This window comes from Streptomyces ortus, from assembly GCF_026341275.1.
Classification (GTDB): domain Bacteria; phylum Actinomycetota; class Actinomycetes; order Streptomycetales; family Streptomycetaceae; genus Streptomyces; species Streptomyces ortus.
This window is the reverse complement of the sequence record NZ_JAIFZO010000002.1, coordinates 528,720-553,170: the sequence shown is the minus strand read 5'-3', so window position 1 is coordinate 553,170 and position 24,451 is coordinate 528,720. Positions and strand designations below refer to the sequence as shown.

Below are 24,451 nucleotides of genomic sequence, written 5' to 3'. Positions count from 1 at the left end.
GATGTTCCGCCGTACGTTCTGGTTCACCGCGGGCGCAGCCGCCGGTGTGTGGGCCACCACCAAGGTCAACCGCAAGATCAAGCAGCTGACGCCCGAGAGCCTCGCGGCGCAGGCCGCGAACAAGGCGATCGAGGCGGGCCACCGTATGAAGGACTTCGCACTCGACGTCCGGGACGGAATGGTCCAGCGCGAGGCGGAACTCGGCGAGGCGCTCGGCCTGAACGCCGACCCCGACCCGGCCTCCTCGCGCCGCCTCACCGCCCTGGAGAGCGGCGACGGCCCGCGGTACGGCAAGAACCCGAAGGACAGCAAGAACCCGACGTACGTCGAGAGGCCGACGTACTCGTACAACCGGAATGAGGACCACTGATGGAGTCGGCCGAGATTCGTCGCCGCTGGTTGAGCTTCTTCGAGGAGCGCGGGCACACCGTCGTGCCTTCGGCGTCGCTCATCGCGGACGACCCGACTCTCCTCCTGGTCCCGGCCGGCATGGTCCCCTTCAAGCCGTACTTCCTCGGTGAGGTCAAGCCGCCCTTCTCCCGCGCCACCAGCGTCCAGAAGTGCGTCCGTACGCCGGACATCGAAGAGGTCGGCAAGACCACCAGGCACGGCACGTTCTTCCAGATGTGCGGCAACTTCTCCTTCGGCGACTACTTCAAGGAAGGCGCCATCAAGTACGCCTGGGAGCTGCTGACCAGCCCTCAGGACAAGGGTGGTTACGGCCTGGAGCCGGAGAAGCTCTGGATCACCGTGTACCTGGAGGACGACGAGGCCGAGCGCATCTGGCACGAGGTCGTCGGCGTCCCCAAGGAGCGCATCCAGCGCCTCGGCAAGAAGGACAACTACTGGTCCATGGGCGTCCCGGGCCCCTGCGGCCCGTGTTCCGAGATCAACTACGACCGCGGCCCCGAGTTCGGCGTCGAAGGCGGCCCCGCCGTCAACGACGAGCGGTACGTGGAGATCTGGAACCTCGTCTTCATGCAGTACGAGCGCGGCGAGGGCACCTCGAAGGAGGACTTCGAGATCCTCGGCGAGCTGCCGAGCAAGAACATCGACACCGGCCTCGGCCTCGAACGCCTCGCCATGATCCTGCAGGGCGTGCAGAACCTGTACGAGATCGACACCTCGATGGCCGTCATCAGGAAGGCCACCGAGCTGACCGGCGTCGAGTACGGCGCCGCCCAGCACTCCGACGTCTCGCTGCGCGTCGTCACCGACCACATGCGGACGTCCGTGATGCTCATCGGCGACGGCGTCTCCCCGGGCAACGAGGGCCGCGGCTATGTGCTGCGCCGCATCATGCGCCGCGCGATCCGCAACATGCGGCTGCTCGGCGCCACCGGCCCGGTCGTCCAGGACCTCGTCGACGTCGTCATCGAGATGATGGGCCGGCAGTACCCGGAGCTGGTCTCCGACCGCAAGCGCATCGAGACCGTCGCCCTCGCCGAGGAGGCCGCCTTCCTCAAGGCGCTGAAGGGCGGCACCAACATCCTCGACACGGCCGTCACGGAGACCAAGGCCTCCGGCGGCACGGTTCTCTCCGGCGACAAGGCCTTCCTGCTCCACGACACCTGGGGCTTCCCGATCGACCTCACCCTGGAGATGGCCTCCGAACAGGGCCTGTCCGTGGACGAGGACGGCTTCCGGCGCCTGATGAAGGAGCAGCGGGAGCGCGCCAAGGCCGACGCCAAGGCCAAGAAGACCGGGCACGCCGACATGGGCGCCTACCGCGAGATCGCCGACGCCGCCGGCGAGACCGACTTCATCGGCTACACCAGCACCGAGGGCGAGTCCACGGTCGTCGGCATCCTCGTCGACGGCGTCTCCTCGCCTGCCGCCACCGAGGGCGACGAGGTCGAGATCGTCCTCGACCGCACCCCGTTCTACGCCGAGGGCGGCGGCCAGATCGGCGACACCGGCCGCATCCGGATCGACACCGGCGCCGTGATCGAGGTCCGCGACTGCCAGAAGCCCGTCCCCGGGGTGTACGTCCACAAGGGCGTCGTCCAGGTGGGCGAGGTGACCGTCGGCGCCAAGGCCCAGGCCGTCATCGACGTGCGCCGCCGCACGGCCATCGCCCGTGCCCACTCGGCCACCCACCTCACCCATCAGGCCCTGCGCGACGCCCTCGGCCCGACGGCCGCCCAGGCCGGTTCCGAGAACCAGCCCGGCCGCTTCCGCTTCGACTTCGGCTCCCCGTCCGCCGTGCCCACGGCCGTGATGACGGACGTCGAGCAGAAGATCAACGAGGTGCTCACCCGCGACCTCGACGTGCACGCCGAGATCCTCAGCATCGACGAGGCCAAGAAGCAGGGCGCCATCGCCGAGTTCGGCGAGAAGTACGGCGAGCGCGTGCGCGTCGTGACCATCGGCGACTTCTCCAAGGAGCTGTGCGGCGGCACCCACGTGCACAACACCTCACAGCTCGGCCTGGTCAAGCTGCTCGGCGAGTCGTCGATCGGCTCGGGCGTACGCCGGATCGAGGCCCTGGTGGGCGTCGACGCCTACAACTTCCTGGCCCGCGAGCACACGGTGGTCGCCCAGCTCCAGGAGCTGATCAAGGGCCGTCCGGAGGAGCTGCCGGAGAAGGTCTCGGCCATGCTCGGCAAGCTGAAGGACGCCGAGAAGGAGATCGAGAAGTTCCGCGCGGAGAAGGTCCTCCAGGCCGCCGCCGGTCTCGCCGGGTCGGCCAAGGACGTTCAGGGCGTCGCACTTGTCACCGGTCAGGTCCCGGACGGTACGGGCGCCGACGACCTGCGCAAGCTGGTCCTCGACGTGCGCGGCCGTATCCAGGGCGGACGCCCCGTCGTGGTCGCCCTGTTCACCACCGTCAACGGCAAACCGCTGACGGTCATCGCCACCAACGAGGCCGCCCGCGAGCGCGGTCTCAAGGCCGGTGACCTGGTGCGCACGGCCGCCAAGACCCTCGGTGGCGGCGGTGGCGGCAAGCCCGACGTGGCCCAGGGCGGCGGCCAGCACCCGGCCGCCATCGGCGAGGCCGTCGACGCCGTCGAGCGGCTCGTGGCCGAGACCGCCAAGTGAGCGACGGCGAGCGGGTCATGCGCCGCGGCCGGCGGCTCGCCATCGATGTCGGGGACGCCCGGATCGGGGTCGCCTCCTGCGACCCCGACGGGATCCTCGCCACGCCGGTGGAGACCGTGCCGGGACGTGACGTCCCGGCCGCCCACCGGCGGCTGCGGCAACTCGTCGAGGAGTACGAGCCCATCGAGGTCGTCGTCGGTCTGCCCCGCTCCCTCAAGGGGGGCGAGGGCCCGGCCGCCGTCAAGGTCCGCGCGTTCGCACAAGCGCTCGCCCAGGGGATCGCACCCGTGCCGGTACGTCTTGTGGACGAGAGGATGACCACAGTGACGGCCAGTCAGGGACTGCGCGCCTCGGGCGTGAAGTCCAAGAAGGGCAGATCGGTCATCGACCAGGTGGCAGCCGTGATCATCCTCCAGCAGGCACTGGAGTCCGAACGGGCGTCAGGTACATCCCCCGGCGAGGGCGTCGAAGTGGTCATCTGATCGCGGTACGGTAACGTTCCGCGCGATGCGGTGGTGTTCGAATAGCCACCGCACAGAGAGAGGCGGACGGGAGCCCAGCCACCGCGCGACCACCGCCTCGCGGCTCTAGGGGATCGATGACCGAGTATGGCCGGGGCCCAGGCTCCGAACCGTGGCATCCCGAGGACCCGTTGTACGGGGACGGCGGATGGGGAGGACAGGAGGCCCAGGCGGCCCAGTCCCCCTACGGCGGCCAGCCGCAGCACTATCCGGAGCAGCCGCAGCAGCCGCAGTACGGCGACTGGGGCACGGGCCAGCAGGCCGACTACGACCAGGGGCAGCAGCCGTACGCCCAGGGACAGCAGCAGCACTACGTCCAGGGGCAGCAGCAGTACGGCGGTCATGCTCCGCAGCAGTACAGCGGACAGGGTGGGCAGGGCTACCCCGACCAGGGCGGTCAGCAGTACGACCAGAACGCGCAGCAGTACGACCAGAACGGCCGGCCGTACAACGGCGGCTGGGACAACACGGGCCAGCAGTACCAGCAGCCGCAGCAGCAGGTCCCGTACGGCGGTGACCCGAACGATCCCTACGGCAACCAGGCCGTGGCGTACAACGGACAGCAGCCCGACTACTACGGGACGCCCGACGCCTATCCGCCGCCGGAGCCGCCCAGCCGCCGACGCGCCGAACCGGAACCCGAAGCGGAACCGGAATCGCAGCGCACCGACTGGGACCCGGGCCCCGACCAGGGCGAGCACGCGTTCTTCGCGGGCGATGACGACGACGAGGACGACACCGACGACGACCCGCAGAGCCGCCGGCGTGGAAAGAGCGGCAAAGGCGGTAAGGGAAGCAAGGGCAAAGGCGAGAAGAAGAGCAAGAACGGCTGCGCCTGCCTCGTGGTCTCCCTCGTCCTCCTCTCGGTGGGCGGGGGCGTCACCTATTTCGGCTATCAGTTCTATCAAAGCCGTTTCGGCTCGGCCCCCGACTACGCGGGCGAAGGAACCGGCGGTCAGGTGACCGTCGTGATTCCCAAGGGCGCCTTCGGATCGGTGATCGGCCAGAAACTGAAGGCGGCCGGCGTCGTCAAGAGCGTGGACGCCTTCGTCGCGGCCCAGGCGCAGAACGAGAACGGCGACAAGATCCAGGCGGGTTCCTATCTGCTGAAGAAGCAGATGTCCGCGGAAAGCGCTGTCGCGCTGATGCTCGATCCCAAGAGCCAGAACAATCTGGTCGTCAGGGAGGGGCAGCGCAATGTCACGGTGTACGAGGCGATCGACAAGCAGCTCGATCTCTCCAAGGGAACCACCGCGAAGATCGCCAAGGAGAAGTACAGGAGCCTCGGGCTCCCGGACTGGGCGAACGACGACAGCGACATCAAGGACCCGCTGGAAGGATTCCTCTATCCGGCGACCTATCCCGCAGACAAGAACATGAAGCCCGAGACCGTCCTGAAGGACATGGTCTCGCAGGCCAACAAGGAGTACGCGAAGTACGACCTGGAGGCGAAGGCCAAGGACCTCGGTCTGGAGAACCCGCTGCAGGTCGTCACGGTCGCGAGCCTCGTCCAGGCCGAGGGCATCACGCACGACGACTTCAAGAAGATGGCGTCCGTCGTCTACAACCGGCTGAAGCCGTCGAACGACGTCACCAACCAGAAGCTCGAATTCGACTCGACGTACAACTACCTCAAGGGTCAGAGCAAGATCGATATCTCGGTCGCCGAGATCCGCAACTACGACGACCCGTACAACACGTACTTCTACAAGGGTCTTCCGCCCGGGCCGATCGGGAATCCCGGTGACGAGGCGCTGCGGGCGGCGCTGAAGCCCGACGGCGGCGCGTGGATGTTCTTCATCTCCATCGACGGCAAGAAGACGGACTTCACCAAGACCCTGGCCGAGCACGAGAAGTTGGTTCAGAAATTCAATGAGCGGCGCAACAAGGACTGACGGAGGCCGGCGGCGCCGGGCCGCCGTTCTCGGTTCCCCGATCGGCCATTCCCTCTCCCCGGTGCTGCACCGCGCCGCTTACGAGGAACTGGGTCTGCACGACTGGTCGTACGACCGTTTCGAGATCGACGAAGCGGGACTGCCCGAATTCATCGGGAAACTCGGCCCCGACTGGGCCGGCCTCTCGCTGACGATGCCGCTCAAACGGGCGGTCATTCCGCTGCTCGACGACATCAGTGAGACGGCCGCCGCCGTCGAGGCCGTGAACACGGTGGTGTGCGCCGAGGACGGCCGCCGCGTCGGCGACAACACCGACATCCCCGGCATCGTCGCCGCACTGCGCGAGCGCGGCATCGAACAAGTGGAATCCGCGGCGATCCTCGGCGCGGGCGCCACCGCCTCCTCCGCGCTGGCCGCTCTCGCCCGCGTCTGCACGGGCGAGGTCGTCGCGTACGTCCGCAGCGAGGCGCGCGCCGCCGAGATGCGGCAGTGGGGCGAGCGGCTCGGCATCGAGGTGCGTACGGCCGACTGGGCGGACGCCGGACAGGCGCTGCGCGCGCCCCTGGTGATCGCGACCACCCCGGCGGGCGCCACCGACGCCCTCGCCCCGTCCGTCCCCGAGCGGCCCGCCACCCTCTTCGACGTCCTGTACGACCCCTGGCCGACCGAACTTGCGGCCCGCTGGTCCGCCTACGGAGGCGCCGTGGTCAGCGGGCTCGACCTGCTTGTACACCAGGCGGTCCTCCAGGTCGAGCAGATGACGGGCCTCGCTCCGGGGCCGGTCGACGCCATGCGGACGGCCGGGGAGAAGTCCCTCGCGGCCCGCCAGGACGGCCGCTAGGATCCGGCTTTCGATTCCGCGGGGGCGGAGTCGGGGGTACCGGAAAAATCGGGGGACACATCCATGTACGTCACACAGGCATCCTGGAAGTCGGAGATATTCCAGTCGGTGGTGGGCTTCCTGCCGGACTGGGCGCAGGGCACCGCGCTGGGGGCCTTCGTGTTCGCCGTCGTGACGCTCTGGGCCCTCAAGATGAAGCGCAGGCTCGCCTACCACCGGGCGGTGCGCACCGGGCGGCCCATCCCCGAGTCGGCGCGGTACGCGCAGGGCCGCGGCGCCGACCACCTGGGCTCGTACGCCCCACCGCCCCGGCGGGACGACACCACGGCCTGACGCGGACCGGGTACCACGGCGTGGGCGGGGCGCGTCCGCCAGATGGACCTGGGGCCGGGCGCAGAGCGCGGACGTGGGAGGATCGGAGGCGGCGGGCCAGGGCCGCGCACCCGGTCGCGCCGTCGCCGTACGCGAGGACGCGCGTACGCAGCAGCGTGTTCGCAGGAACAGGACACCGCACCAGGGCGCGAGCATGAGGAGCACCGTTGAGCAGGTTGCGCTGGCTGACCGCCGGGGAGTCCCACGGTCCGGCACTTGTGGCGACGCTGGAGGGTCTTCCCGCCGGCGTGCCGATCACCACGGAGATGGTGGCGGACCACCTGGCCCGGCGGCGCCTGGGCTACGGGCGCGGCGCGCGCATGAAGTTCGAGCGTGACGAGGTCACCTTCCTGGGCGGCGTCCGGCACGGACTCACCCTCGGCTCGCCGGTCGCGGTGATGGTCGGCAACACCGAGTGGCCCAAGTGGGAACAGGTCATGGCGGCCGACCCGGTCGACCCGCAGATCCTCGCCGAGCTGGCCCGCAACGCCCCGCTGACCCGGCCGCGGCCCGGCCACGCCGACCTCGCCGGTATGCAGAAGTACGGCTTCGACGAGGCACGGCCGATCCTGGAGCGGGCCTCCGCACGGGAGACCGCGGCCCGGGTGGCGCTGGGCGCGGTGGCGCGTTCGTACCTGAAGGAGACCGCCGGCATCGAGGTCGTCTCGCACGTGGTGGAGCTGGCGGCGGCGAAGGCCCCCTACGGAGTCCTGCCCACCCCGAACGACGTCGAGAGGCTGGACGCGGACCCGGTGCGCTGCCTGGACGCGGACGCCTCGAAGGCGATGGTCGCGGAGATCGACCAGGCCCACAAGGACGGCGACACCCTCGGTGGCGTGGTCGAGGTGCTGGCGTACGGGGTGCCGGTGGGTCTCGGTTCGCACGTGCACTGGGACAGGCGCCTCGACGCCCGGCTGGCGGCGGCGCTGATGGGCATCCAGGCGATCAAGGGCGTGGAGGTCGGGGACGGCTTCGACCTCGCGCGCGTGCCTGGTTCCAAGGCGCACGACGAGATCGTCCAGACCGACGAGGGCATCCGGCGCTCCTCTGGCCGCTCCGGCGGCACCGAGGGCGGGCTGACCACGGGCGAACTGCTGCGCGTACGGGCGGCGATGAAGCCCATCGCCACAGTGCCGCGGGCCCTGGCGACCATCGACGTGGTGACCGGCGAGGCGACCAAGGCGCACCACCAGCGTTCCGACGTGTGCGCGGTGCCGGCGGCGGGAATCGTCGCCGAGGCGATGGTCGCGCTGGTCCTGGCGGACGCGGTGGCGGAGAAGTTCGGCGGCGACAGCGTGCCGGAGACCCGGCGCAACGTCCAGTCGTACCTGAAGAACCTGGTCGTGCGGTGACCGCTCCCAGGGTCGTGCTCGTCGGCCCCATGGGCGTCGGCAAGTCCACGGTCGGCGCGCTGCTCGCGCAGCGGCTCGGCTGCCGCTTCCGGGACACCGACGAGGACATCGTGGCCGAGCAGGGCCGCACCATCGCGGACATCTTCGTGGAGGAGGGCGAATCGGCCTTCCGCGCCCTGGAGAAGCAGGCCGTGAGGCGGGCGCTCGCCGGACACGAGGGCGTACTGGCCCTCGGCGGCGGCTCCATCCTCGACGAGGACACCCGGGCGCTGCTCGCCGGACAGCCCGTCGTGTACCTCTCCATGGACGTCGAGGAGGCCGTGCAGCGCACCGGTCTGAACGCGGCCAGGCCGCTGCTCGCGGTCAACCCGCGCCGGCAGTGGCGCGAACTCATGGACGCCCGCCGCCCGTTGTACGCGGGGGTCGCGAGCGCCGTGGTGGCCACCGACGGCCGCACCCCCGAAGAGGTCACCCGAGCGGTCCTCGACGCACTGGAGTTGAAGGAAGCATGAACGAGGCAGTGACGCGGATCCATGTCGGCGGCACGGCGGGCAGCGAGCCGTACGAGGTCCTGGTCGGCCGCCAACTCCTCGGTGAACTGGGTCAGTTGGTGGGGGAGAGGGCCAAGCGGGTCGCGGTCATCCACCCCGAGGCGCTCGCCGAGACCGGTGACGCGCTGCGCGCCGACCTCGCCGAGCAGGGCTTCGAGGCCGTCGCCATCCAGGTGCCCAACGCGGAGGAGGCCAAGACCGCGGAGGTCGCCGCCTACTGCTGGAAGGCTCTCGGACAGTCCGGCTTCACCCGCACCGACGTGATCATCGGCGTCGGCGGCGGGGCCACCACCGACCTGGCGGGCTTCGTCGCGGCGACCTGGCTGCGCGGCGTGCGCTGGATCGCCATCCCCACCACCGTGCTGGCCATGGTGGACGCGGCGGTCGGCGGCAAGACCGGCATCAACACCGCCGAGGGCAAGAACCTCGTCGGCGCCTTCTACCCGCCCGTCGGCGTACTGTGCGACCTCGCCGCGCTCGACTCGCTGCCGGTCCACGACTTCGTGTCCGGGCTCGCCGAGATCATCAAGGCCGGCTTCATCGCCGACCCGGAGATCCTCGCCCTCATCGAGGCCGATCCGCAGGGCGCCCGTACGCCCGCCGGGCCGCACACCGCCGAGCTCATCGAGCGCTCCATCCGGGTCAAGGCCGAGGTCGTCTCGTCCGACCTCAGGGAGTCCGGGCTGCGCGAGATCCTCAACTACGGGCACACCCTCGCGCACGCCATCGAGAAGAACGAGCGCTACGAGTGGCGGCACGGCGCGGCCGTCTCGGTCGGTATGCACTTCGCCGCCGAACTGGGCCGTCTCGCGGGCCGGCTCGACGACGCGACCGCGGACCGGCACCGCACGATCCTGGAGTCCGTCGGGCTGCCGCTGACCTACCGCTACGACCAGTGGCCCAAGCTCCTGGAGAACATGAAGGTCGACAAGAAGTCCCGCGGCGACCTCCTGCGCTTCATCGTCCTGGACGGACTGGCCAAGCCGACCGTCCTGGAGGGCCCCGACCCGGCGGTGCTGCTCGCCGCCTACGGCGAAGTGGGCGTATAGCTCCCCCGGGGCGGCACTTGCGCCGATCCGCCTGCGCGGACGGGCACTTCGGACCGTCCCCGGCCGTTCACCAAACAGCGGCCGGGGACGGTACCGTTCGGTAGGCGAGCGGGGCAGATGCCCCGCTGCCAGCGCCCATTGCCTGTACGAGACGGAGTGGCACCGGATGCAGCACGCAGTGGGGTCTCCGCTGCCGCCGCCCCATCAGCCGGGGCACGGACCGGCCGCCGGCTGGTCGGGGGCCGCACCACACCCGGGACAGCACCACCCCGGTGCGCAAGCCGGTGCCCCCGCGGGCCCGCCGCCGGGCTTCGCCGGAGCGCAGCCGGGACCCGCGGCCCCGCACCCGCCGGGACCCGCGCATCCGCCGGCTCCGCCGCATCAGCCGGGGCACCCGCCCGCGCCGCACCACGCCGTCCCGCACCACGCTCCCGTACCGCCGACGCCGGACACCACGGGGCACGTCCAGCTGCCGCCGGGCGGCCCCGTCCCGATGCCGAGCGCGCCGCCCGCGACCGGCGTCCCCGATCCGACGTCCACGACGCTCGCGGTGCTGCTCATCGGACCCGCGGGCGCGGGCAAGACCAGCGTCGCCAAGTACTGGGCCGACCACCGCAGGGTGCCCACGGCGCACATCAGCCTGGACGACGTCCGCGAATGGGTGCGCTCGGGCTTCGCCGACCCGCAGTCGGGGTGGAACGACATGTCGGAGGCCCAGTACCGGCTCGCCCGCCGCACGTGCGGCTTCGCGGCCCGCAACTTCCTGGCCAACAACATCTCCTGCATCCTCGACGACGCGGTCTTCCCCGACCGGCCCGTGGTGGGCCTCGGCGGCTGGAAGCGGCATGTCGGGCCCGGGCTGCTCCCGGTCGTCCTGCTGCCGGGCCTGGAGATAGTCCTGGAGCGCAACGCGGAGCGCTCCGGAAACCGCCGCCTCACCGACGAGGAAGTGGCCCGCATCCACGGCCGGATGGCCGGCTGGTACGGCTCGGGCCTCCCCATCATCGACAACTCCCAACTGGACGTCCCCCAGACGGCCCAGGTCCTGGACGAGGTCCTGTCCCGCTCCATCGCAAGCCCACCCCAGTGGTAGCCCACCCCTTTTAGGGGCGCGGGGAACGGCGCAGTCTTTGGTCTTTGGGGGCGCGGGGAACGGCGCAGTCTTTCGCTTTTAGGGGCGCGGGGAACGGCGCAATCTTTGCTCTTCAGGGGCGCGGGGAACTGCGCAACCAGCCCCCAGCCCGCGCCCACTCGGCCCCCTCAAACCGGCACAATCCGAGCGAAGCTCCTACGCTCGAACCATGCCAGAGGTGCACGAAACCCGCCGAGCCCGGCTAAGAGACCGCGTCAACGCCAGCGGCAGCGCCTCCGCGCTGGTCACCCGCCCGGCCAACGTCCGCTACCTCACAGGCGTGGCCCCACCCGGCGCGGTCCTCCTCCTGGGCAGAACCGAGGACCTGCTCGTACACGGCACCGTGCCCGGCACGACACCGGCCACCGCCACCACCGCCGCGGACGGCCGCCCGGACGAGGCCCTGCGGATCCACCCGCTGCCGACCCCCGGCGGCGACCCCGCCGTCGCCGCCGCGGACCTCGCCGCGGCCCAGGGCGCCGACTCCCTCGCCGTGGAGGAGCACCACCTCACCGTGGCCCGCCACCGGGCGATCGGTTCCGTGGCCCCCGCCCTGCGGCTCTCGGACGTCGGCGGAGCCGTCGAACAGCTGCGGGTCATCAAGGACGAGGAGGAGATCTCCTGTCTGCGCATCGGTGCGGAGATCGCCGACCAGGCCCTGGGCGAACTACTGGAATCGATCCTGGTCGGCCGCACCGAACGGCATCTCGCGCTGGAACTGGAACGCCGCCTCGTCGACCACGGCGCCGACGGACCGGCCTTCAGGACGTCGGTCGGCACGGGCCCGCACTCCGGCCGGCGGGACCACCGGCCGACCGACCGCCGGGTCGAGGAGGGAGATTTCCTCTCCGTCTGCCTCGGGGCGACGTACCACGGATACCGCTGCGAGATCGGCCGCACGTTCGTCATCGGCACCTCTCCCGCGGACTGGCAGATCGAGCTCTACGACCTCGTCTTCGCATCCCAGCGGGCCGGCCGCCAGGCCCTCGTGCCCGGCGCCGCCTACCGTGACGTGGACCGCGCGGCCCGTCAGGTCCTGGACTCCGCCGGGTACACGGAGGGCCTTCCCGAGTCGACCGGACACGGTGTGGGGCTCGAAATCGACGAGGAGCCGCAGTTGGCCCCCGCGGCCATGGGTAAACTGGACGCTTGCGTGCCGGTCACCGTCGAACCGGGGGTCCACCTCCCGGGCCGGGGCGGTGTCAGGATCGATGACACGCTCGTCGTGCGCCCTGAGGCGGACGGCGGACCCGAGCTACTCACCATCACGACCAAGGAACTGCTCGCGCTCTAGTCTCGCAAGCCGCACAAGCCTCGACCGTATCGAGTGCTTCGAAAGCTTCGAGCAGTGCGCGTGTTACCGGGGTCGTCCACGTCAGTCCAGGAGATTCCGCAACCGTGGCTTCCACGAACGACCTCAAGAACGGCCTGGTGCTCAAGCTCGACGGGGGCCAGCTCTGGTCCGTCGTCGAGTTCCAGCACGTCAAGCCCGGCAAGGGCCCCGCCTTCGTGCGCACCAAGCTGAAGAACGTGCTTTCCGGCAAGGTCGTCGACAAGACGTTCAACGCCGGCGTCAAGGTCGAGACGGCCACTGTCGACAAGCGCGACATGCAGTTCTCGTACATGGACGGCGAGTACTTCGTCTTCATGGACATGCAGACCTACGACCAGCTCATGGTCGACCGCAAGGCCGTCGGCGACGCCGCGAACTTCCTGATCGAGGGCTTCACCGCCACCGTGGCGCAGCACGAGGGCGAGGTGCTCTTCGTCGAGCTGCCCGCCGCCGTCGAGCTCGTCGTCCAGGAGACCGAGCCGGGCGTCCAGGGCGACCGTTCCACGGGTGGCACCAAGCCCGCCACCCTGGAGACCGGTCACCAGATCAACGTCCCGCTCTTCATCACCACCGGTGAGAAGATCAAGGTCGACACCCGCACGAGCGACTACCTCGGCCGGGTGAACAGCTAACCGTGGCTGCCCGCAATACGGCCCGCAAGCGCGCCTTCCAGATCCTCTTCGAGGGGGACCAGCGGGACGTCGACGTCCAGACGGTCCTCGCCGACTGGATCCGGCACTCCAGGACCGACACCCGGCAGCCGCCCGTGAGCGAGTTCACGATGGAGCTGGTCGAGGGCTACGCGAAGCACGCGCGGCGCATCGACGAGCTGATCTCGCAGTACGCCGTCGACTGGACCCTCGACAGGATGCCGGTCGTCGACCGCAACATCCTGCGGCTGGGGGCGTACGAACTGATCTGGGTGGACGGGACCCCGGACGCGGTCGTGCTCGACGAGGCGGTGCAGTTGGCCAAGGAGTTCTCCACGGACGACTCGCCCGCCTTCGTGAACGGGCTGCTCGGCCGGTTCAAGGAGCTCAAGTCCTCCTTGCGCCGGGACGAGTCCTGAACGATCCGCTCCGCACGGGGCGACGTCGTGTGCGGGCCGGTGGGGCCGGCCGCTTCCACGCGGCGGAGCCGCCGCACTGCGTCACGGCCCCGCGCCCATGAGGTACGCCGGAGGGCCCCCAGCGCCTTGCTGGGGGCCCTCCGGCGTACCTGTACCGGCGAGCGGCCCGGTGTACCGCCGGGGTAGCCGGAACCCATTGGTTCCGGCCACCCCGTGGCTGTTCTTCTCAGCGCTGGTGGCGGTCAGCCCTCGTCGTGGGAGACCGCGCGGCGCGCGTCCGCGTCCAGGACGCCCCAGCCGATCAGCTGCTCGGTGAGGACCGAGGGCGACTGGTCGTAGATGACGGCGAGCGTGCGCAGGTCGTCCTGGCGGATCGACAGCACCTTGCCGTTGTAGTCGCCGCGCTGGGACTGGATCGTCGCCGCGTAACGCTGCAGGGGGCCCGCCTTCTCGGCCGGTACGTGGGCCAGCCGCTCCAGGTCGAGGACCAGCTTCGGCGGCGGCTCGGCGGCCCCGCCCGGCGTGGTGCCCGGCAGCAGCTCCTGCACGGGAACGCCGTAGAAGTCCGCCAGCTCGGCAAGACGCTGCACGGTCACGGCGCGGTCGCCGCGCTCGTACGAACCGACCACGACCGCCTTCCAGCGGCCCTGGGACTTCTCCTCGACGCCGTGGAGGGAAAGGCCCTGCTGGGTACGGATGGCGCGGAGCTTGGCCCCGAGCTGTTTGGCGTATTCGCTGGACATATAGCTCCCCGGACACTGTGTCGACGTGCGGCTCGGCCGCGCGGCTGGTGACTCACTGTGAGGTTACGCAGCGTGACTCTGGCTCGTCAAGCCGAATGGTCCGGACCGGTCTCCCGGAGGAAGCGGAGCACGGCCGGGACGAGGGGGGTGATCAGGGGCATTGCCGGGCTGGTACCGTTGATGGCGCAATTCCGACGTCCTTTAATGATCCGTCCAGAGAGGCGGAGAAGGAGGTCCGTTTCGTATGGACACCGAACAGCAGAAGCAGCAGTACGCGACCGATGCGCGGCCCGTTCTCGAGGCGCCCGACATCGCGCGGGTCCTGACCCGCATCGCCCACGAGATCGTCGAGCGCGCCAAGGGTGCCGAGGACGTGGTGCTCCTGGGCATTCCGACCCGGGGCGTCCACCTGGCCCGGCGGCTCGCCGTCAAGCTCCAGGAGATCACCGACCGCCGGATCCCGGTCGGCTCCCTCGACATCACCATGTACCGCGACGACCTGCGCATGCACCCGCCGCGAGCGCTGGCCCGCACCGACATCCCCAGTGACGGCATCGACGGCAGACTGGTCGTCCTCGTCGACGACGTGCTCTTCTCCGGCCGCACCATCCGCGCCGCCCTCGACGCGCTGAACGACATCGGCCGTCCGCGCGCCGTGCAGCTCGCGGTCCTCGTCGACCGCGGCCACCGCGAACTCCCGATCCGCGCCGACTACGTCGGCAAGAACCTCCCCACGTCGCTGCGGGAGGCGGTCAAGGTCCAGCTCGCCGAAGAGGACGGCCGGGACACCGTGCTGCTCGGTGTGAAGCAGACCCCTCAGGGCGGACAGCCGTAGCTTCCCGGCGTACGGCCGTCGCCGTGCACCGGGCACGCGCGCGCCCCTGCCCGCCCCGGCCGTGCCCACCGGCACTCCCGGACGCCCGCCTCCCGACCTGAACCGCCTCCTGCCTTCATGTCTTCTGCCTTCTGCCTTACGGAGCCTGAAAGATGCAGCGTCATCTCATCTCGGCCGCCGACCTCACCCGCGACGACGCCGTCCTGATCCTCGACACCGCCGAGGAGATGGCCCGGGTCGCCGACCGGCCGATCAAGAAGCTGCCGACCCTGCGCGGCCGCACCGTCGTCAACCTCTTCTTCGAGGACTCCACCCGGACCCGGATCTCCTTCGAGGCCGCCGAGAAGCGCCTCTCCGCGGACGTCATCAACTTCACCGCCAAGGGATCGAGCGTCTCCAAGGGCGAGTCCCTGAAGGACACCGCCCAGACCCTGGAGGCGATGGGCGTCGACGCCGTCGTCATCCGGCACGGCGCCTCCGGAGCCCCGTACCGCCTCGCGACCTCCGGCTGGATCGACGCCGCCGTCATCAACGCGGGCGACGGCACCCACCAGCACCCCACCCAGGCCCTCCTCGACGCCTTCACCATGCGGCGCCGGCTCGTCGGCCGGGACGAGGGCCTCGGCCAGGACCTCTCCGGGAAGCGCATCACGCTCGTCGGCGACATCCTGCACAGCCGGGTCGCCCGCTCGAACGTCGACCTGCTGCACACCCTCGGCGCCGAGGTCACCCTCGTCTCCCCGCCCACCCTGGTGCCGGTCGGCGTCGAGACCTGGCCCTGCGAGGTCTCGTACGACCTCGACCGGACGCTGGCCAAGTCCGACGCCGTGATGCTGCTGCGGGTGCAGCGCGAGCGGATGAACGCGGCGTTCTTCCCGACCGAGCGCGAGTACTCGCGGCGCTACGGCCTCGACGGCGACCGCATGGCGAAGATGCCCGAGCACGCCATCGTGATGCACCCCGGGCCGATGGTCCGCGGCATGGAGATCACCGCCGAGGTCGCCGACTCGGACCGCTGCACCGCCGTCGAGCAGGTCGCCAACGGGGTCTCGATCCGGATGGCCGTCCTGTACCTGCTGCTCGGTGGCAACGAACCCGCCGCCACCCACACCCGTACCGAGGAGAAGTAAGTCACATGACCAAGATCCTGATCCGTGGTGCGAAGGTGCTCGGCGGCGAGCCGCAGGACGTCCTCATCGACGGCGAGACCATCGCCGAGGTCGGTACGGGGCTCTCGGCAGAGGGCGCCGAGGTCGTCGAGGCCGACGGCCGGGTGCTCCTGCCGGGCCTCGTCGATCTGCACACCCATCTGCGCGAGCCCGGCCGTGAGGACTCCGAGACGGTCCTGACCGGTACGCGCGCCGCGGCGAGCGGCGGCTACACCGCCGTGTTCGCCATGGCCAACACCTTTCCCGTGGCCGACACCGCGGGCGTCGTCGAGCAGGTCTATCGGCTCGGCCGGGAGCACGGCTACTGCGACGTCCAGCCCATCGGGGCCGTCACCGTCGGCCTGGAGGGCAAGAAGCTCGCCGAGCTGGGCGCCATGCACGAGTCCGCCGCCGGCGTCACGGTCTTCTCGGACGACGGCAAGTGCGTCGACGACGCCGTGATCATGCGCCGGGCCCTGGAGTACGTGAAGGCCTTCGGCGGCGTGGTCGCCCAGCACGCCCAGGAGCCCCGCCTCACCGAGGGCGCCCAGATGAACGAGGGCGTCGTCTCCGCGGAGCTGGGACTCGGCGGCTGGCCCGCGGTCGCCGAGGAGTCGATCATCGCCCGGGACGTGCTGCTCGCCGAGCACGTCGGCTCCCGCGTCCACATCTGCCACCTGTCGACCGCAGGCTCCGTCGAGATCGTCCGCTGGGCCAAGTCCCGCGGCATCGACGTGACCGCCGAGGTCACCCCGCACCACCTGCTCCTCACCGACGAGCTGGTCCGCTCGTACAACCCGGTCTACAAGGTCAACCCGCCGCTGCGCACCGAGCGCGACGTACTGGCCCTGCGCGAGGCGCTCGCCGACGGCACGATCGACATCGTCGCCACCGACCACGCCCCGCACCCGCACGAGGACAAGGACTGCGAGTGGGCCGCCGCCGCCATGGGCATGGTGGGCCTCGAAACCGCCCTGTCCGTCGTCCAGCGGACGATGGTGGAGACGGGGCTGCTCGACTGGGCCGGCGTCGCCGACCGCATGTCCCTCAAGCCCGCCGCGATCGGTGGGGCACAGGGCCACGGCCGTCCCGTCTCGGCAGGTGAGCCCGCCAACCTCACGCTCGTCGACACCGCATACCGTGGTGAGGTGGACCCCGCGGGCTTCGCATCGCGCAGCCGCAACACTCCCTACGAGGGTCGTGAGCTGCCGGGCCGTGTCACGCACACCTGGCTGCGGGGCAGGGCCACGCTCGTCGACGGGAAGCTCGCGTGACATCACTCACCCCCCTTGCAGCACAGATCGCCACGGACCTGGGGACAGGCCTCGGCACGCGCCTCGGTACGGGCCTCGCGGCGGAACAGAAGTCCGCCGAGGTCACCGACTGGGCCGCCCGCATCGGCTGGCTCGTGGGCCTCGCCCTGTTCATCGCGCTCGTCTACTGGCTGATGCGCGAGGGCTGGAAATGGCGCGGCACCCTCCAGGGCGACCTGCCCGAGCTGCCCGACGCGCCGGGTGAGCCCGGTGCGGCCAGACTGACCATGACCGGCCGCTACCACGGCTCGACGACGGCCGGGCAGTGGCTCGACCGCATCGTGGCGCACGGCCTGGGAACCCGCAGCAGGGCCGAGCTGACCCTGACGGACGCGGGCCTGGACGTCGTACGCCCCGGGGCGGCCGACTTCTTCGTCCCCCGCGGGCGACTGCGCGAGGCCCGGCTCGACAAGGGCATCGCGGGCAAGGTCCTCTCCGAGGGCGGCCTGCTCGTCGTCACCTGGGAACACGGCGACAAGCTGATCGACTCCGGGTTCCGCTCCGACCACGCGGCGGAGCACAACGAATGGGTCGACACCCTGAACCACATGATCGACCAGAGCAACGACACGGAAGGCGCACGATGACCACCTCCGACCAGGGAACCGCCTCGCAGCGGCAGCAGGCGGCTCCCGCCGTACTCGTTCTGGAGGACGGCCGGATCTTCCGCGGCCGTGCCTACGGGGCCGTGGGGGTGACCTTCGGCGAAGCGGTGTTCTCCACCGGCATGACCGGCTACCAGGAGACCCTCACCGACCCGTCGTACCACCGCCAGGTCGTCGTGATGACCTCCCCGCACATCGGCAACACCGGCATCAACGACGAGGACATGGAGTCCCGGAAGATCTGGGTCTCCGGCTACGTCGTACGCGACCCCGCGCGCGTGCCCTCCAACTGGCGCTCCACGCGCTCGCTGGACGTGGAGCTCGCCGCACAGGGCGTCGTGGGCATCAGCGGTGTCGACACCCGCGCACTCACCCGCCATCTGCGCGAGCGCGGCGCCATGCGCGTCGGCATCTTCTCCGGCAGCGCCCTGCCGGACGAGGACACCATGCTGACCGAGGTGCGCCAGGCCCCCGAGATGAAGGGCGCCAGCCTCTACGAGGAGGTGGCCACCCAGGAGGCGTACGTCGTCCCGGCCGTCGGGGAGAAGAAGTTCACCGTCGCCGCCGTGGACCTCGGCATCAAGGGCATGACCCCGCACCGGATGGCCGAGCGCGGCATCGAGGTGCACGTGCTGCCCGCCACCGCGACCGTCGAGGAGATCTACGCGGTCGCCCCCGACGGCGTGTTCTTCTCGAACGGCCCCGGCGACCCGGAGCAGGCCGAGCACCCGGTCGCCCTGATGCGGGCGGTACTGGAGCGCAGAACGCCGTTGTTCGGCATCTGCTTCGGCAACCAGATCCTCGGCCGCGCCCTCGGCTTCGGCACGTACAAGCTGAAGTACGGGCACCGGGGCATCAACCAGCCCGTGCAGGACCGGACGACCGGCAAGGTCGAGGTCACCGCGCACAACCACGGCTTCGCCGTCGACGCGCCGCTCGACCAGGTCTCCGAGACCCCCTACGGGCGGGCCGAGGTCAGCCACGTCTGCCTGAACGACCAGGTCGTCGAGGGGCTCCAGCTGCTCGACCAGCCCGCGTTCAGCGTGCAGTACCACCCCGAGGCCGCCGCGGGTCCGCACGACGCCGCCTACCTGTTCGACCGCTTCACGTCTTTGATGAACACAGCTTCGACGAACACAGCCCAGATGGAGGGCCAGCGTGCCTAAGCGCTCCGATATCCAGTCCGTCCTGGTCATCGGCTCCGGCCCGATCGTCATCGGCCAGGCCGCCGAGTTCGACTACTCCGGCACCCAGGCCTGCCGCGTCCTCAAGGCCGAGGGCCTGCGGGTGATCCTGGTCAACTCCAACCCCGCGACGATCATGACCGACCCGGAGATCGCCGACGCCACGTACGTCGAGCCGATCACCCCGGAGTTCGTCGAGAAGATCATCGCCAAGGAGCGGCCCGACACGCTCCTGCCGACACTCGGCGGCCAGACCGCCCTCAACACCGCGATCTCCATGCACGAGCAGGGTGTGCTGGAGAAGTACGGCGTCGAACTGATCGGCGCCAACGTCGAGGCCATCAACAAGGGCGAGGACCGCGACCTCTTCAAGGGCGTCGTCGAGGCCGTCCGCGCGAAGATCGGCCACGGCGAGTCCGCCCGCTCGGTCATCTGCCACTCCATGGACGACGTCCTGGGCGGTGTCGACACCCTCGGCGGCTACCCCGTCGTCGTGCGCCCCTCCTTCACCATGGGCGGCGCCGGCTCCGGCTTCGCCCACGACGAGGAGGAGCTGCGCCGCATCGCCGGACAGGGCCTCATGCTCTCCCCGACCACCGAGGTGCTCCTGGAGGAGTCCATCCTCGGCTGGAAGGAGTACGAGCTGGAGCTGATGCGCGACAAGAACGACAACGTCGTGGTCGTCTGCTCCATCGAGAACTTCGACCCGATGGGCGTCCACACCGGTGACTCGATCACCGTCGCGCCCTCGATGACGCTGACCGACCGCGAGTACCAGCGCCTGCGCGACATCGGCATCGCGATCATCCGCGAGGTCGGCGTCGACACCGGCGGCTGCAACATCCAGTTCGCGGTCAACCCCGAAGACGGCCGCATCATCGTCATCGAGATGAACCCGCGCGTCTCGCGCTCCTCGGCCCTGGCGTCGAAGGCCACCGGCTTCCCGATCGCCAAGATCGCCGCCAAGCTGGCCGTCGGCTACACGCTCGACGAGATCCCGAACGACATCACCGAGAAGACCCCGGCGTCCTTCGAGCCGACCCTCGACTACGTGGTCGTCAAGGCCCCGCGGTTCGCCTTCGAGAAGTTCCCGTCCGCCGACTCCACGCTGACCACGACCATGAAGTCGGTCGGCGAGGCCATGGCGATCGGCCGCAACTTCACCGAGGCGCTGCAGAAGGCCCTGCGGTCGCTGGAGAAGAAGGGCAGCCAGTTCACCTTCGTCGGCGAACCCGGCGACAAGGCCGAACTGCTGGCCGAGGCCGTGCGGCCCACCGACGGGCGCATCAACTCCGTCATGCAGGCCATCCGGGCGGGCGCCACGCCCGAGGAGGTCTTCGAGGCGACCAGGATCGACCCCTGGTTCGTGGACCAGCTGTTCCTCATCAAGGAGATCGCGGACGAGCTGGCCGCGGCCGACAAGTTGGAGCCCTCGCTGCTCGCCGAGGCCAAGCGGCACGGCTTCTCCGACGTCCAGATCGGCGAGATCCGCGGGCTGCGCGAGGACGTGGTGCGCGAGGTGCGGCACGCGCTCGGCGTGCGCCCTGTCTACAAGACGGTCGACACCTGCGCCGCCGAGTTCGCCGCGAAGACGCCGTACTTCTACTCCTCGTACGACGAGGAGAGCGAGGTCGCCCCGCGCGAGAAGCCCGCGGTGATCATCCTCGGCTCCGGTCCGAACCGCATCGGGCAGGGCATCGAGTTCGACTACTCCTGCGTCCACGCCTCCTTCGCGCTGAGCGACGCCGGCTACGAGACCGTGATGGTCAACTGCAACCCCGAGACCGTCTCCACGGACTACGACACCTCCGACCGGCTGTACTTCGAGCCGCTCACCCTGGAGGACGTACTGGAGATCGTCCACGCCGAGACGCTGGCCGGACCGGTCGCGGGTGTGATCGTCCAGCTCGGCGGCCAGACCCCGCTCGGTCTGTCGCAGGCGCTCAAGGACAACGGCGTCCCGGTCGTCGGCACCCCGCCCGAGGCCATCCACGCCGCCGAGGACCGCGGCGCCTTCGGCCGGGTGCTCGCGGAGGCCGGACTGCCCGCACCCAAGCATGGCACCGCCACCACCTTCGCCGGCGCCAAGGCCATCGCGGACGAGATCGGCTACCCCGTCCTCGTCCGGCCGTCGTACGTCCTCGGCGGACGCGGCATGGAGATCGTGTACGACGAGACGCGGCTGGCCTCGTACATCGAGGAGTCCACCGAGATCAGCCCCTCCCGGCCGGTCCTGGTCGACCGCTTCCTGGACGACGCGATCGAGATCGACGTGGACGCGCTGTACGACGGCCACGAGCTGTACCTCGGCGGCGTCATGGAGCACATCGAGGAGGCCGGCATCCACTCCGGCGACTCGGCGTGCGCCCTGCCTCCGATCACGCTCGGCGGCTTCGATATCAAGCGGCTGCGCGCCTCGACCGAGGCCATCGCCAGGGGCGTCGGCGTCCGCGGACTGATCAACATCCAGTTCGCGCTGGCCGGGGACATCCTGTACGTCCTCGAAGCCAACCCGCGTGCCTCGCGCACGGTCCCCTTCACCTCGAAGGCGACCGCGGTGCCGCTGGCCAAGGCCGCCGCCCGGATCTCACTGGGCGCGACCGTCGCCGAACTGCGCGCCGAGGGGCTGCTGCCGGCCGTCGGCGACGGCGGCGAGCTGCCGCTGGACGCGCCGATCTCCGTCAAGGAGGCCGTCATGCCGTGGTCGCGCTTCCGCGACATCCACGGCCGCGGCGTTGACACCATCCTCGGCCCGGAGATGCGCTCCACCGGCGAGGTCATGGGCATCGACTCGGTGTTCGGCACGGCGTACGCGAAGTCCCAGGCGGGCGCCTACGGTCCGCTGCCGACCAAGGGACGCGCCTTCATCTCCGTCGCCAACCGCGACAAGCGCTCGATGATCTTCCCGGCGCGTGAACTCGTCGCCCACGGCTTCGAGCTGTTCGCCACCTCCGGTACGGCCGAGGTCCTGCGGCGCAACGGCATCAACGCCACCGTCGTGCGCAAGCAGTCCGAGGGCGAGGGCCCGAACGGCGAGAAGACGATCGTCCAGCTGATCCACGAGGGCGGCGTCGACCTCATCGTCAACACGCCGTACGGCACCGGGGGCCGCCTCGACGGGTACGACATCCGGACGGCCGCCGTGGCCCGTTCCGTGCCCTGTCTGACGACCGTCCAGGCGCTCGCCGCGGCCGTCCAGGGCATCGACGCGCTCACCCACGGGGACGTGGGCGTGCGGTCCCTGCAGGAACACGCGGAGCATCTGACCGCGGCCCGCGACTAGCAGCCCACAGGGGGACACCGGAAACGGTGTCCCCCTCTTCATGAGGTTCTTGTCCTCATGAGGTTCTCGACGAGGAAACCCACCATGTACAAGCTCTTCTTCCGGCTCGTGTTCACGCGCATGGACCCCGAGCGGGTCCATCACCTCGCCTTCCGCTGGATCCGGCTGGCCGCCCGGATCCCCGTCCTGCGGACCTTCGCCGCCGCCGTGCTCGCTCCCCGCCACGAGGAGCTGCGGACCGAGGCCTTCGGGCTGCGGATGCACGGCCCGTTCGGGCTCGCCGCGGGCTTCGACAAGAACGCGGTCGCGATCGACGGCCTGTCGATGCTCGGCTTCGACCACGTCGAGATCGGCACGGTGACCGGGGAGGCGCAGCCCGGCAACCCCGGGAAGCGGCTGTTCCGCCTCGTGCGGGACCGGGGGCTGATCAACCGCATGGGATTTAACAACGAGGGCTCCGCGGCCGTGGCGGAGCGCCTGAGGGGCCGTACGCCCGTCTTCAGGACCGTCGTGGGCGTCAACATCGGCAAGACCAAGGTCGTCCCCGAGGAGGAGGCCGCCGCCGACTACGTGAAGTCCGCCGAGCGGCTGGCCCCGTACGCCGACTACCTCGTCGTCAACGTCAGCTCCCCGAACACGCCCGGACTGCGCAACCTCCAGGCGACCGAGTCGCTGCGGCCCCTGCTCACCGCCGTGCGCGAGGCCGCCGACCGGAGCGTCACCGCGCGCCGCGTGCCGCTGCTCGTGAAGATCGCGCCGGACCTCGCGGACGAGGACGTGGACGCCGTCGCCGACCTCGCGGTCGAGCTGGGCCTGGACGGGATCATCGCCACGAACACCACCATCGCGCGCGATGAGCTGGGCCTGCGGTCCGACGCCGCTGTCGTCGCGGAGACCGGCGGCCTGTCCGGGGCGCCGCTCAAGGCACGCTCCCTGGAGGTGCTGCGCCGCCTCTACGCGCGCGTGGGGGACCGGATCACCCTCGTGGGCGTCGGCGGCGTCGAGAACGCCGAGGACGCCTGGCAGCGCATCCTGGCCGGCGCCACGCTGGTCCAGGGCTACAGCGCCTTCGTCTACGAAGGACCCCTGTGGGGACGCGGCATCCACAAGGGCCTCGCCGCCCGCCTCCGTACGAGCCCGTACGCCACCCTCGCCGACGCGGTCGGCGCCGACGTGAGGAACACGAGGAGCACGGTATGAGCCTGCTGAACGGTGAGGGCCCGGAGTCCTTCGGTGCCCGTCTGCGCCGCGCCATGGACGAGCGGGGCCCCCTGTGCGTGGGGATCGACCCGCACGCCTCCCTGCTCGCCGACTGGGGTCTGAACGACGACATCGGGGGCATGGAGCGCTTCAGCCGCACCGTCGTCGAGGCACTGGCCGACCGGGTCGCCGTACTGAAGCCGCAGAGCGCGTTCTTCGAGCGCTTCGGGTCGCGCGGGGTCGCCGTCCTGGAGAAGTCGGTGGCTGAGGCGCGTGCGGCCGGGGCGCTGGTCGTCATGGACGCCAAGCGCGGCGACATCGGCTCCACCATGGCGGCGTACGCCTCCGCCTTCCTGGACAAGGGCTCACCGCTGTTCTCCGACGCGCTGACGGTCTCGCCGTACCTCGGCTACGGGTCGCTGAAGCCGGCGGTCGAGCTCGCCCGGGAGAGCGGCTCGGGGCTCTTCGTGCTCGCCCTGACCTCCAACCCGGAGGGCGCCGAGGTGCAGCACGCGGTGCGCCCGGAGGACACGGCCCTGCGGAACGTGGGCGCGACCATGCTGGCGCACCTCGCCGAGGAGAACGCGGGACAGACCCCGATGGGCTCCTTCGGGGCGGTCGTCGGGGCCACGCTCGGCGATCTCTCCTCGTACGACCTCGCCATCAACGGTCCGCTCCTCGCCCCCGGCATCGGTGCCCAGGGTGCGACCCCGGCCGATCTTCCCCGGGTCTTCGGGGCCGCGGTGCGCCAGGTGGTGCCGAACGTCAGCCGGGGTGTCCTGCGGCACGGACCGGACCTCGGCGCGCTACGCGCGTCGTCGGACCGCTTCGCGGACGAGGTCAGGGCGGCGGTCGAGGGGGCGTAGCGGCTTCGGCGCGCGTCTTCCGGACGCCCAGCGTCTGAATACATGCTCAAATCCGGGGAGTTTTGTCGTAAATGTCGGACTCGACAGAGGCTGACCAGGACTTTTCCTCTGTTCTCG

At 70.4% G+C, this 24,451-nt stretch carries 22 protein-coding genes; 21 read left to right on the top strand and 1 reads right to left on the bottom strand.

The window, feature by feature from the left end:
• Position 1: 1 nt before the first annotated feature.
• From K3769_RS05655 to nusB, 13 genes are all read left to right on the top strand, one after another.
• Positions 2–370 carry a DUF6167 family protein gene (locus K3769_RS05655; protein ID WP_267025354.1) on the top strand — a complete coding sequence of 123 codons (369 nt, stop codon included), beginning with the start codon at positions 2–4 and terminating at the stop codon, positions 368–370.
• Positions 370–3,042 (top strand): alanine--tRNA ligase, encoded by a 2,673-nt coding sequence (alaS, locus tag K3769_RS05650; protein WP_267025353.1) that lies wholly within the window; start codon positions 370–372, stop codon positions 3,040–3,042. Before K3769_RS05655 ends, alaS begins: the two co-directional genes overlap by 1 nt.
• A gap of 17 nt (positions 3,043–3,059) precedes the next feature.
• The gene (gene ruvX, locus K3769_RS05645; RefSeq protein ID WP_267031256.1) at positions 3,060–3,524 is read left to right on the top strand and encodes a Holliday junction resolvase RuvX; all 465 of its coding nucleotides are present in this window, start codon (positions 3,060–3,062) and stop codon (positions 3,522–3,524) included.
• A gap of 116 nt (positions 3,525–3,640) precedes the next feature.
• Positions 3,641–5,458: an endolytic transglycosylase MltG gene (gene mltG / locus K3769_RS05640; protein ID WP_267025352.1), complete on the top strand. Its 1,818-nt coding sequence runs from the start codon at positions 3,641–3,643 to the stop codon at positions 5,456–5,458.
• The gene (locus K3769_RS05635; protein ID WP_267025351.1) at positions 5,436–6,299 is read left to right on the top strand and encodes a shikimate dehydrogenase; all 864 of its coding nucleotides are present in this window, start codon (positions 5,436–5,438) and stop codon (positions 6,297–6,299) included. Before mltG ends, K3769_RS05635 begins: the two co-directional genes overlap by 23 nt.
• 63 nt (positions 6,300–6,362) lie before the next feature.
• A complete protein-coding gene (locus K3769_RS05630; protein ID WP_267025350.1) occupies positions 6,363–6,632 on the top strand; it encodes a hypothetical protein in 270 nt (89 codons plus the stop codon).
• Positions 6,633–6,838: 206 nt separating this feature from the next.
• Positions 6,839–8,023: a chorismate synthase gene (gene aroC / locus K3769_RS05625; RefSeq protein ID WP_267025349.1), complete on the top strand. Its 1,185-nt coding sequence runs from the start codon at positions 6,839–6,841 to the stop codon at positions 8,021–8,023.
• Complete coding sequence (locus K3769_RS05620) at positions 8,020–8,535, top strand: shikimate kinase (protein WP_267025348.1); 516 nt, start codon at positions 8,020–8,022, stop codon at positions 8,533–8,535. The genes aroC and K3769_RS05620 overlap by 4 nt, the downstream gene beginning before the upstream one ends.
• Entirely contained in the window at positions 8,532–9,623 is a 1,092-nt protein-coding gene (gene aroB, locus K3769_RS05615) for a 3-dehydroquinate synthase (RefSeq protein ID WP_267025347.1), read from the top strand. The genes K3769_RS05620 and aroB overlap by 4 nt, the downstream gene beginning before the upstream one ends.
• 166 nt (positions 9,624–9,789) lie before the next feature.
• Positions 9,790–10,716: a Pro-rich N-terminal domain-containing protein gene (locus tag K3769_RS05610; protein ID WP_267025346.1), complete on the top strand. Its 927-nt coding sequence runs from the start codon at positions 9,790–9,792 to the stop codon at positions 10,714–10,716.
• 208 nt (positions 10,717–10,924) lie between these two features.
• Positions 10,925–12,049 (top strand): aminopeptidase P family protein, encoded by a 1,125-nt coding sequence (locus tag K3769_RS05605; RefSeq protein ID WP_267025345.1) that lies wholly within the window; start codon positions 10,925–10,927, stop codon positions 12,047–12,049.
• A 104-nt stretch (positions 12,050–12,153) separates the two neighbouring features.
• Positions 12,154–12,720 carry an elongation factor P gene (efp, locus tag K3769_RS05600; protein WP_055513022.1) on the top strand — a complete coding sequence of 189 codons (567 nt, stop codon included), beginning with the start codon at positions 12,154–12,156 and terminating at the stop codon, positions 12,718–12,720.
• A gap of 2 nt (positions 12,721–12,722) precedes the next feature.
• Positions 12,723–13,157, top strand: coding sequence for a transcription antitermination factor NusB (gene nusB, locus K3769_RS05595; protein WP_267025344.1), 435 nt, complete (start codon positions 12,723–12,725; stop codon positions 13,155–13,157).
• Between the two features lie 242 nt (positions 13,158–13,399).
• Here the strand turns inward: nusB and bldD are convergent, their stop codons facing one another.
• Positions 13,400–13,900 carry a transcriptional regulator BldD gene (gene bldD / locus K3769_RS05590; protein ID WP_267025343.1) on the bottom strand — a complete coding sequence of 167 codons (501 nt, stop codon included), beginning with the start codon at positions 13,898–13,900 and terminating at the stop codon, positions 13,400–13,402.
• Between the two features lie 244 nt (positions 13,901–14,144).
• Between bldD and pyrR the strand changes: the two genes are divergently transcribed.
• The 8 genes from pyrR (at position 14,145) to pyrF (ending at position 24,334) form a co-directional block, all read left to right on the top strand.
• Complete coding sequence (pyrR, locus tag K3769_RS05585; RefSeq protein ID WP_267025342.1) at positions 14,145–14,735, top strand: bifunctional pyr operon transcriptional regulator/uracil phosphoribosyltransferase PyrR; 591 nt, start codon at positions 14,145–14,147, stop codon at positions 14,733–14,735.
• A gap of 152 nt (positions 14,736–14,887) precedes the next feature.
• On the top strand, positions 14,888–15,865 hold the full coding sequence (locus K3769_RS05580; protein ID WP_267025341.1) for an aspartate carbamoyltransferase catalytic subunit: 978 nt from the start codon (positions 14,888–14,890) through the stop codon (positions 15,863–15,865).
• Between the two features lie 5 nt (positions 15,866–15,870).
• Positions 15,871–17,157: a dihydroorotase gene (locus K3769_RS05575; protein ID WP_267025340.1), complete on the top strand. Its 1,287-nt coding sequence runs from the start codon at positions 15,871–15,873 to the stop codon at positions 17,155–17,157.
• 38 nt (positions 17,158–17,195) lie between these two features.
• Positions 17,196–17,783, top strand: a complete 588-nt coding sequence (locus K3769_RS05570; protein WP_267031255.1) for a PH-like domain-containing protein — start codon at positions 17,196–17,198, stop codon at positions 17,781–17,783.
• Positions 17,780–18,967, top strand: coding sequence for a glutamine-hydrolyzing carbamoyl-phosphate synthase small subunit (gene carA, locus K3769_RS05565; protein ID WP_267025339.1), 1,188 nt, complete (start codon positions 17,780–17,782; stop codon positions 18,965–18,967). The genes K3769_RS05570 and carA overlap by 4 nt, the downstream gene beginning before the upstream one ends.
• Positions 18,960–22,268, top strand: a complete 3,309-nt coding sequence (carB, locus tag K3769_RS05560) for a carbamoyl-phosphate synthase large subunit (protein WP_267025338.1) — start codon at positions 18,960–18,962, stop codon at positions 22,266–22,268. Before carA ends, carB begins: the two co-directional genes overlap by 8 nt.
• Positions 22,269–22,352: 84 nt before the next feature.
• Positions 22,353–23,468 (top strand): quinone-dependent dihydroorotate dehydrogenase, encoded by a 1,116-nt coding sequence (locus tag K3769_RS05555; protein ID WP_267025337.1) that lies wholly within the window; start codon positions 22,353–22,355, stop codon positions 23,466–23,468.
• Positions 23,465–24,334, top strand: coding sequence for an orotidine-5'-phosphate decarboxylase (gene pyrF / locus K3769_RS05550; protein ID WP_267025336.1), 870 nt, complete (start codon positions 23,465–23,467; stop codon positions 24,332–24,334). The genes K3769_RS05555 and pyrF overlap by 4 nt, the downstream gene beginning before the upstream one ends.
• Positions 24,335–24,451 lie beyond the last annotated feature (117 nt).

Excerpts from the sequence above, each read along its gene's own strand:
- mltG (WP_267025352.1), top strand. The coding sequence starts at position 3,641 with ATGACCGAGTATGGCCGGGGCCCAGGCTCCGAACCGTGGCATCCCGAG.
- K3769_RS05575 (WP_267025340.1), top strand. The coding sequence starts at position 15,871 with ATGACCAAGATCCTGATCCGTGGTGCGAAGGTGCTCGGCGGCGAGCCG.
- alaS (WP_267025353.1), top strand. The coding sequence starts at position 370 with ATGGAGTCGGCCGAGATTCGTCGCCGCTGGTTGAGCTTCTTCGAGGAG.
- K3769_RS05630 (WP_267025350.1), top strand. The coding sequence starts at position 6,363 with ATGTACGTCACACAGGCATCCTGGAAGTCGGAGATATTCCAGTCGGTG.
- K3769_RS05605 (WP_267025345.1), top strand. The coding sequence starts at position 10,925 with ATGCCAGAGGTGCACGAAACCCGCCGAGCCCGGCTAAGAGACCGCGTC.
- K3769_RS05655 (WP_267025354.1), top strand. The coding sequence starts at position 2 with ATGTTCCGCCGTACGTTCTGGTTCACCGCGGGCGCAGCCGCCGGTGTG.
- K3769_RS05555 (WP_267025337.1), top strand. The coding sequence starts at position 22,353 with ATGTACAAGCTCTTCTTCCGGCTCGTGTTCACGCGCATGGACCCCGAG.
- K3769_RS05635 (WP_267025351.1), top strand. The coding sequence starts at position 5,436 with ATGAGCGGCGCAACAAGGACTGACGGAGGCCGGCGGCGCCGGGCCGCC.
- ruvX (WP_267031256.1), top strand. The coding sequence starts at position 3,060 with ATGCGCCGCGGCCGGCGGCTCGCCATCGATGTCGGGGACGCCCGGATC.
- K3769_RS05580 (WP_267025341.1), top strand. The coding sequence starts at position 14,888 with ATGCAGCGTCATCTCATCTCGGCCGCCGACCTCACCCGCGACGACGCC.
- bldD (WP_267025343.1), bottom strand. The coding sequence starts at position 13,900 with ATGTCCAGCGAATACGCCAAACAGCTCGGGGCCAAGCTCCGCGCCATC.
- pyrF (WP_267025336.1), top strand. The coding sequence starts at position 23,465 with ATGAGCCTGCTGAACGGTGAGGGCCCGGAGTCCTTCGGTGCCCGTCTG.
- aroB (WP_267025347.1), top strand. The coding sequence starts at position 8,532 with ATGAACGAGGCAGTGACGCGGATCCATGTCGGCGGCACGGCGGGCAGC.
- carA (WP_267025339.1), top strand. The coding sequence starts at position 17,780 with ATGACCACCTCCGACCAGGGAACCGCCTCGCAGCGGCAGCAGGCGGCT.
- pyrR (WP_267025342.1), top strand. The coding sequence starts at position 14,145 with ATGGACACCGAACAGCAGAAGCAGCAGTACGCGACCGATGCGCGGCCC.
- K3769_RS05610 (WP_267025346.1), top strand. The coding sequence starts at position 9,790 with ATGCAGCACGCAGTGGGGTCTCCGCTGCCGCCGCCCCATCAGCCGGGG.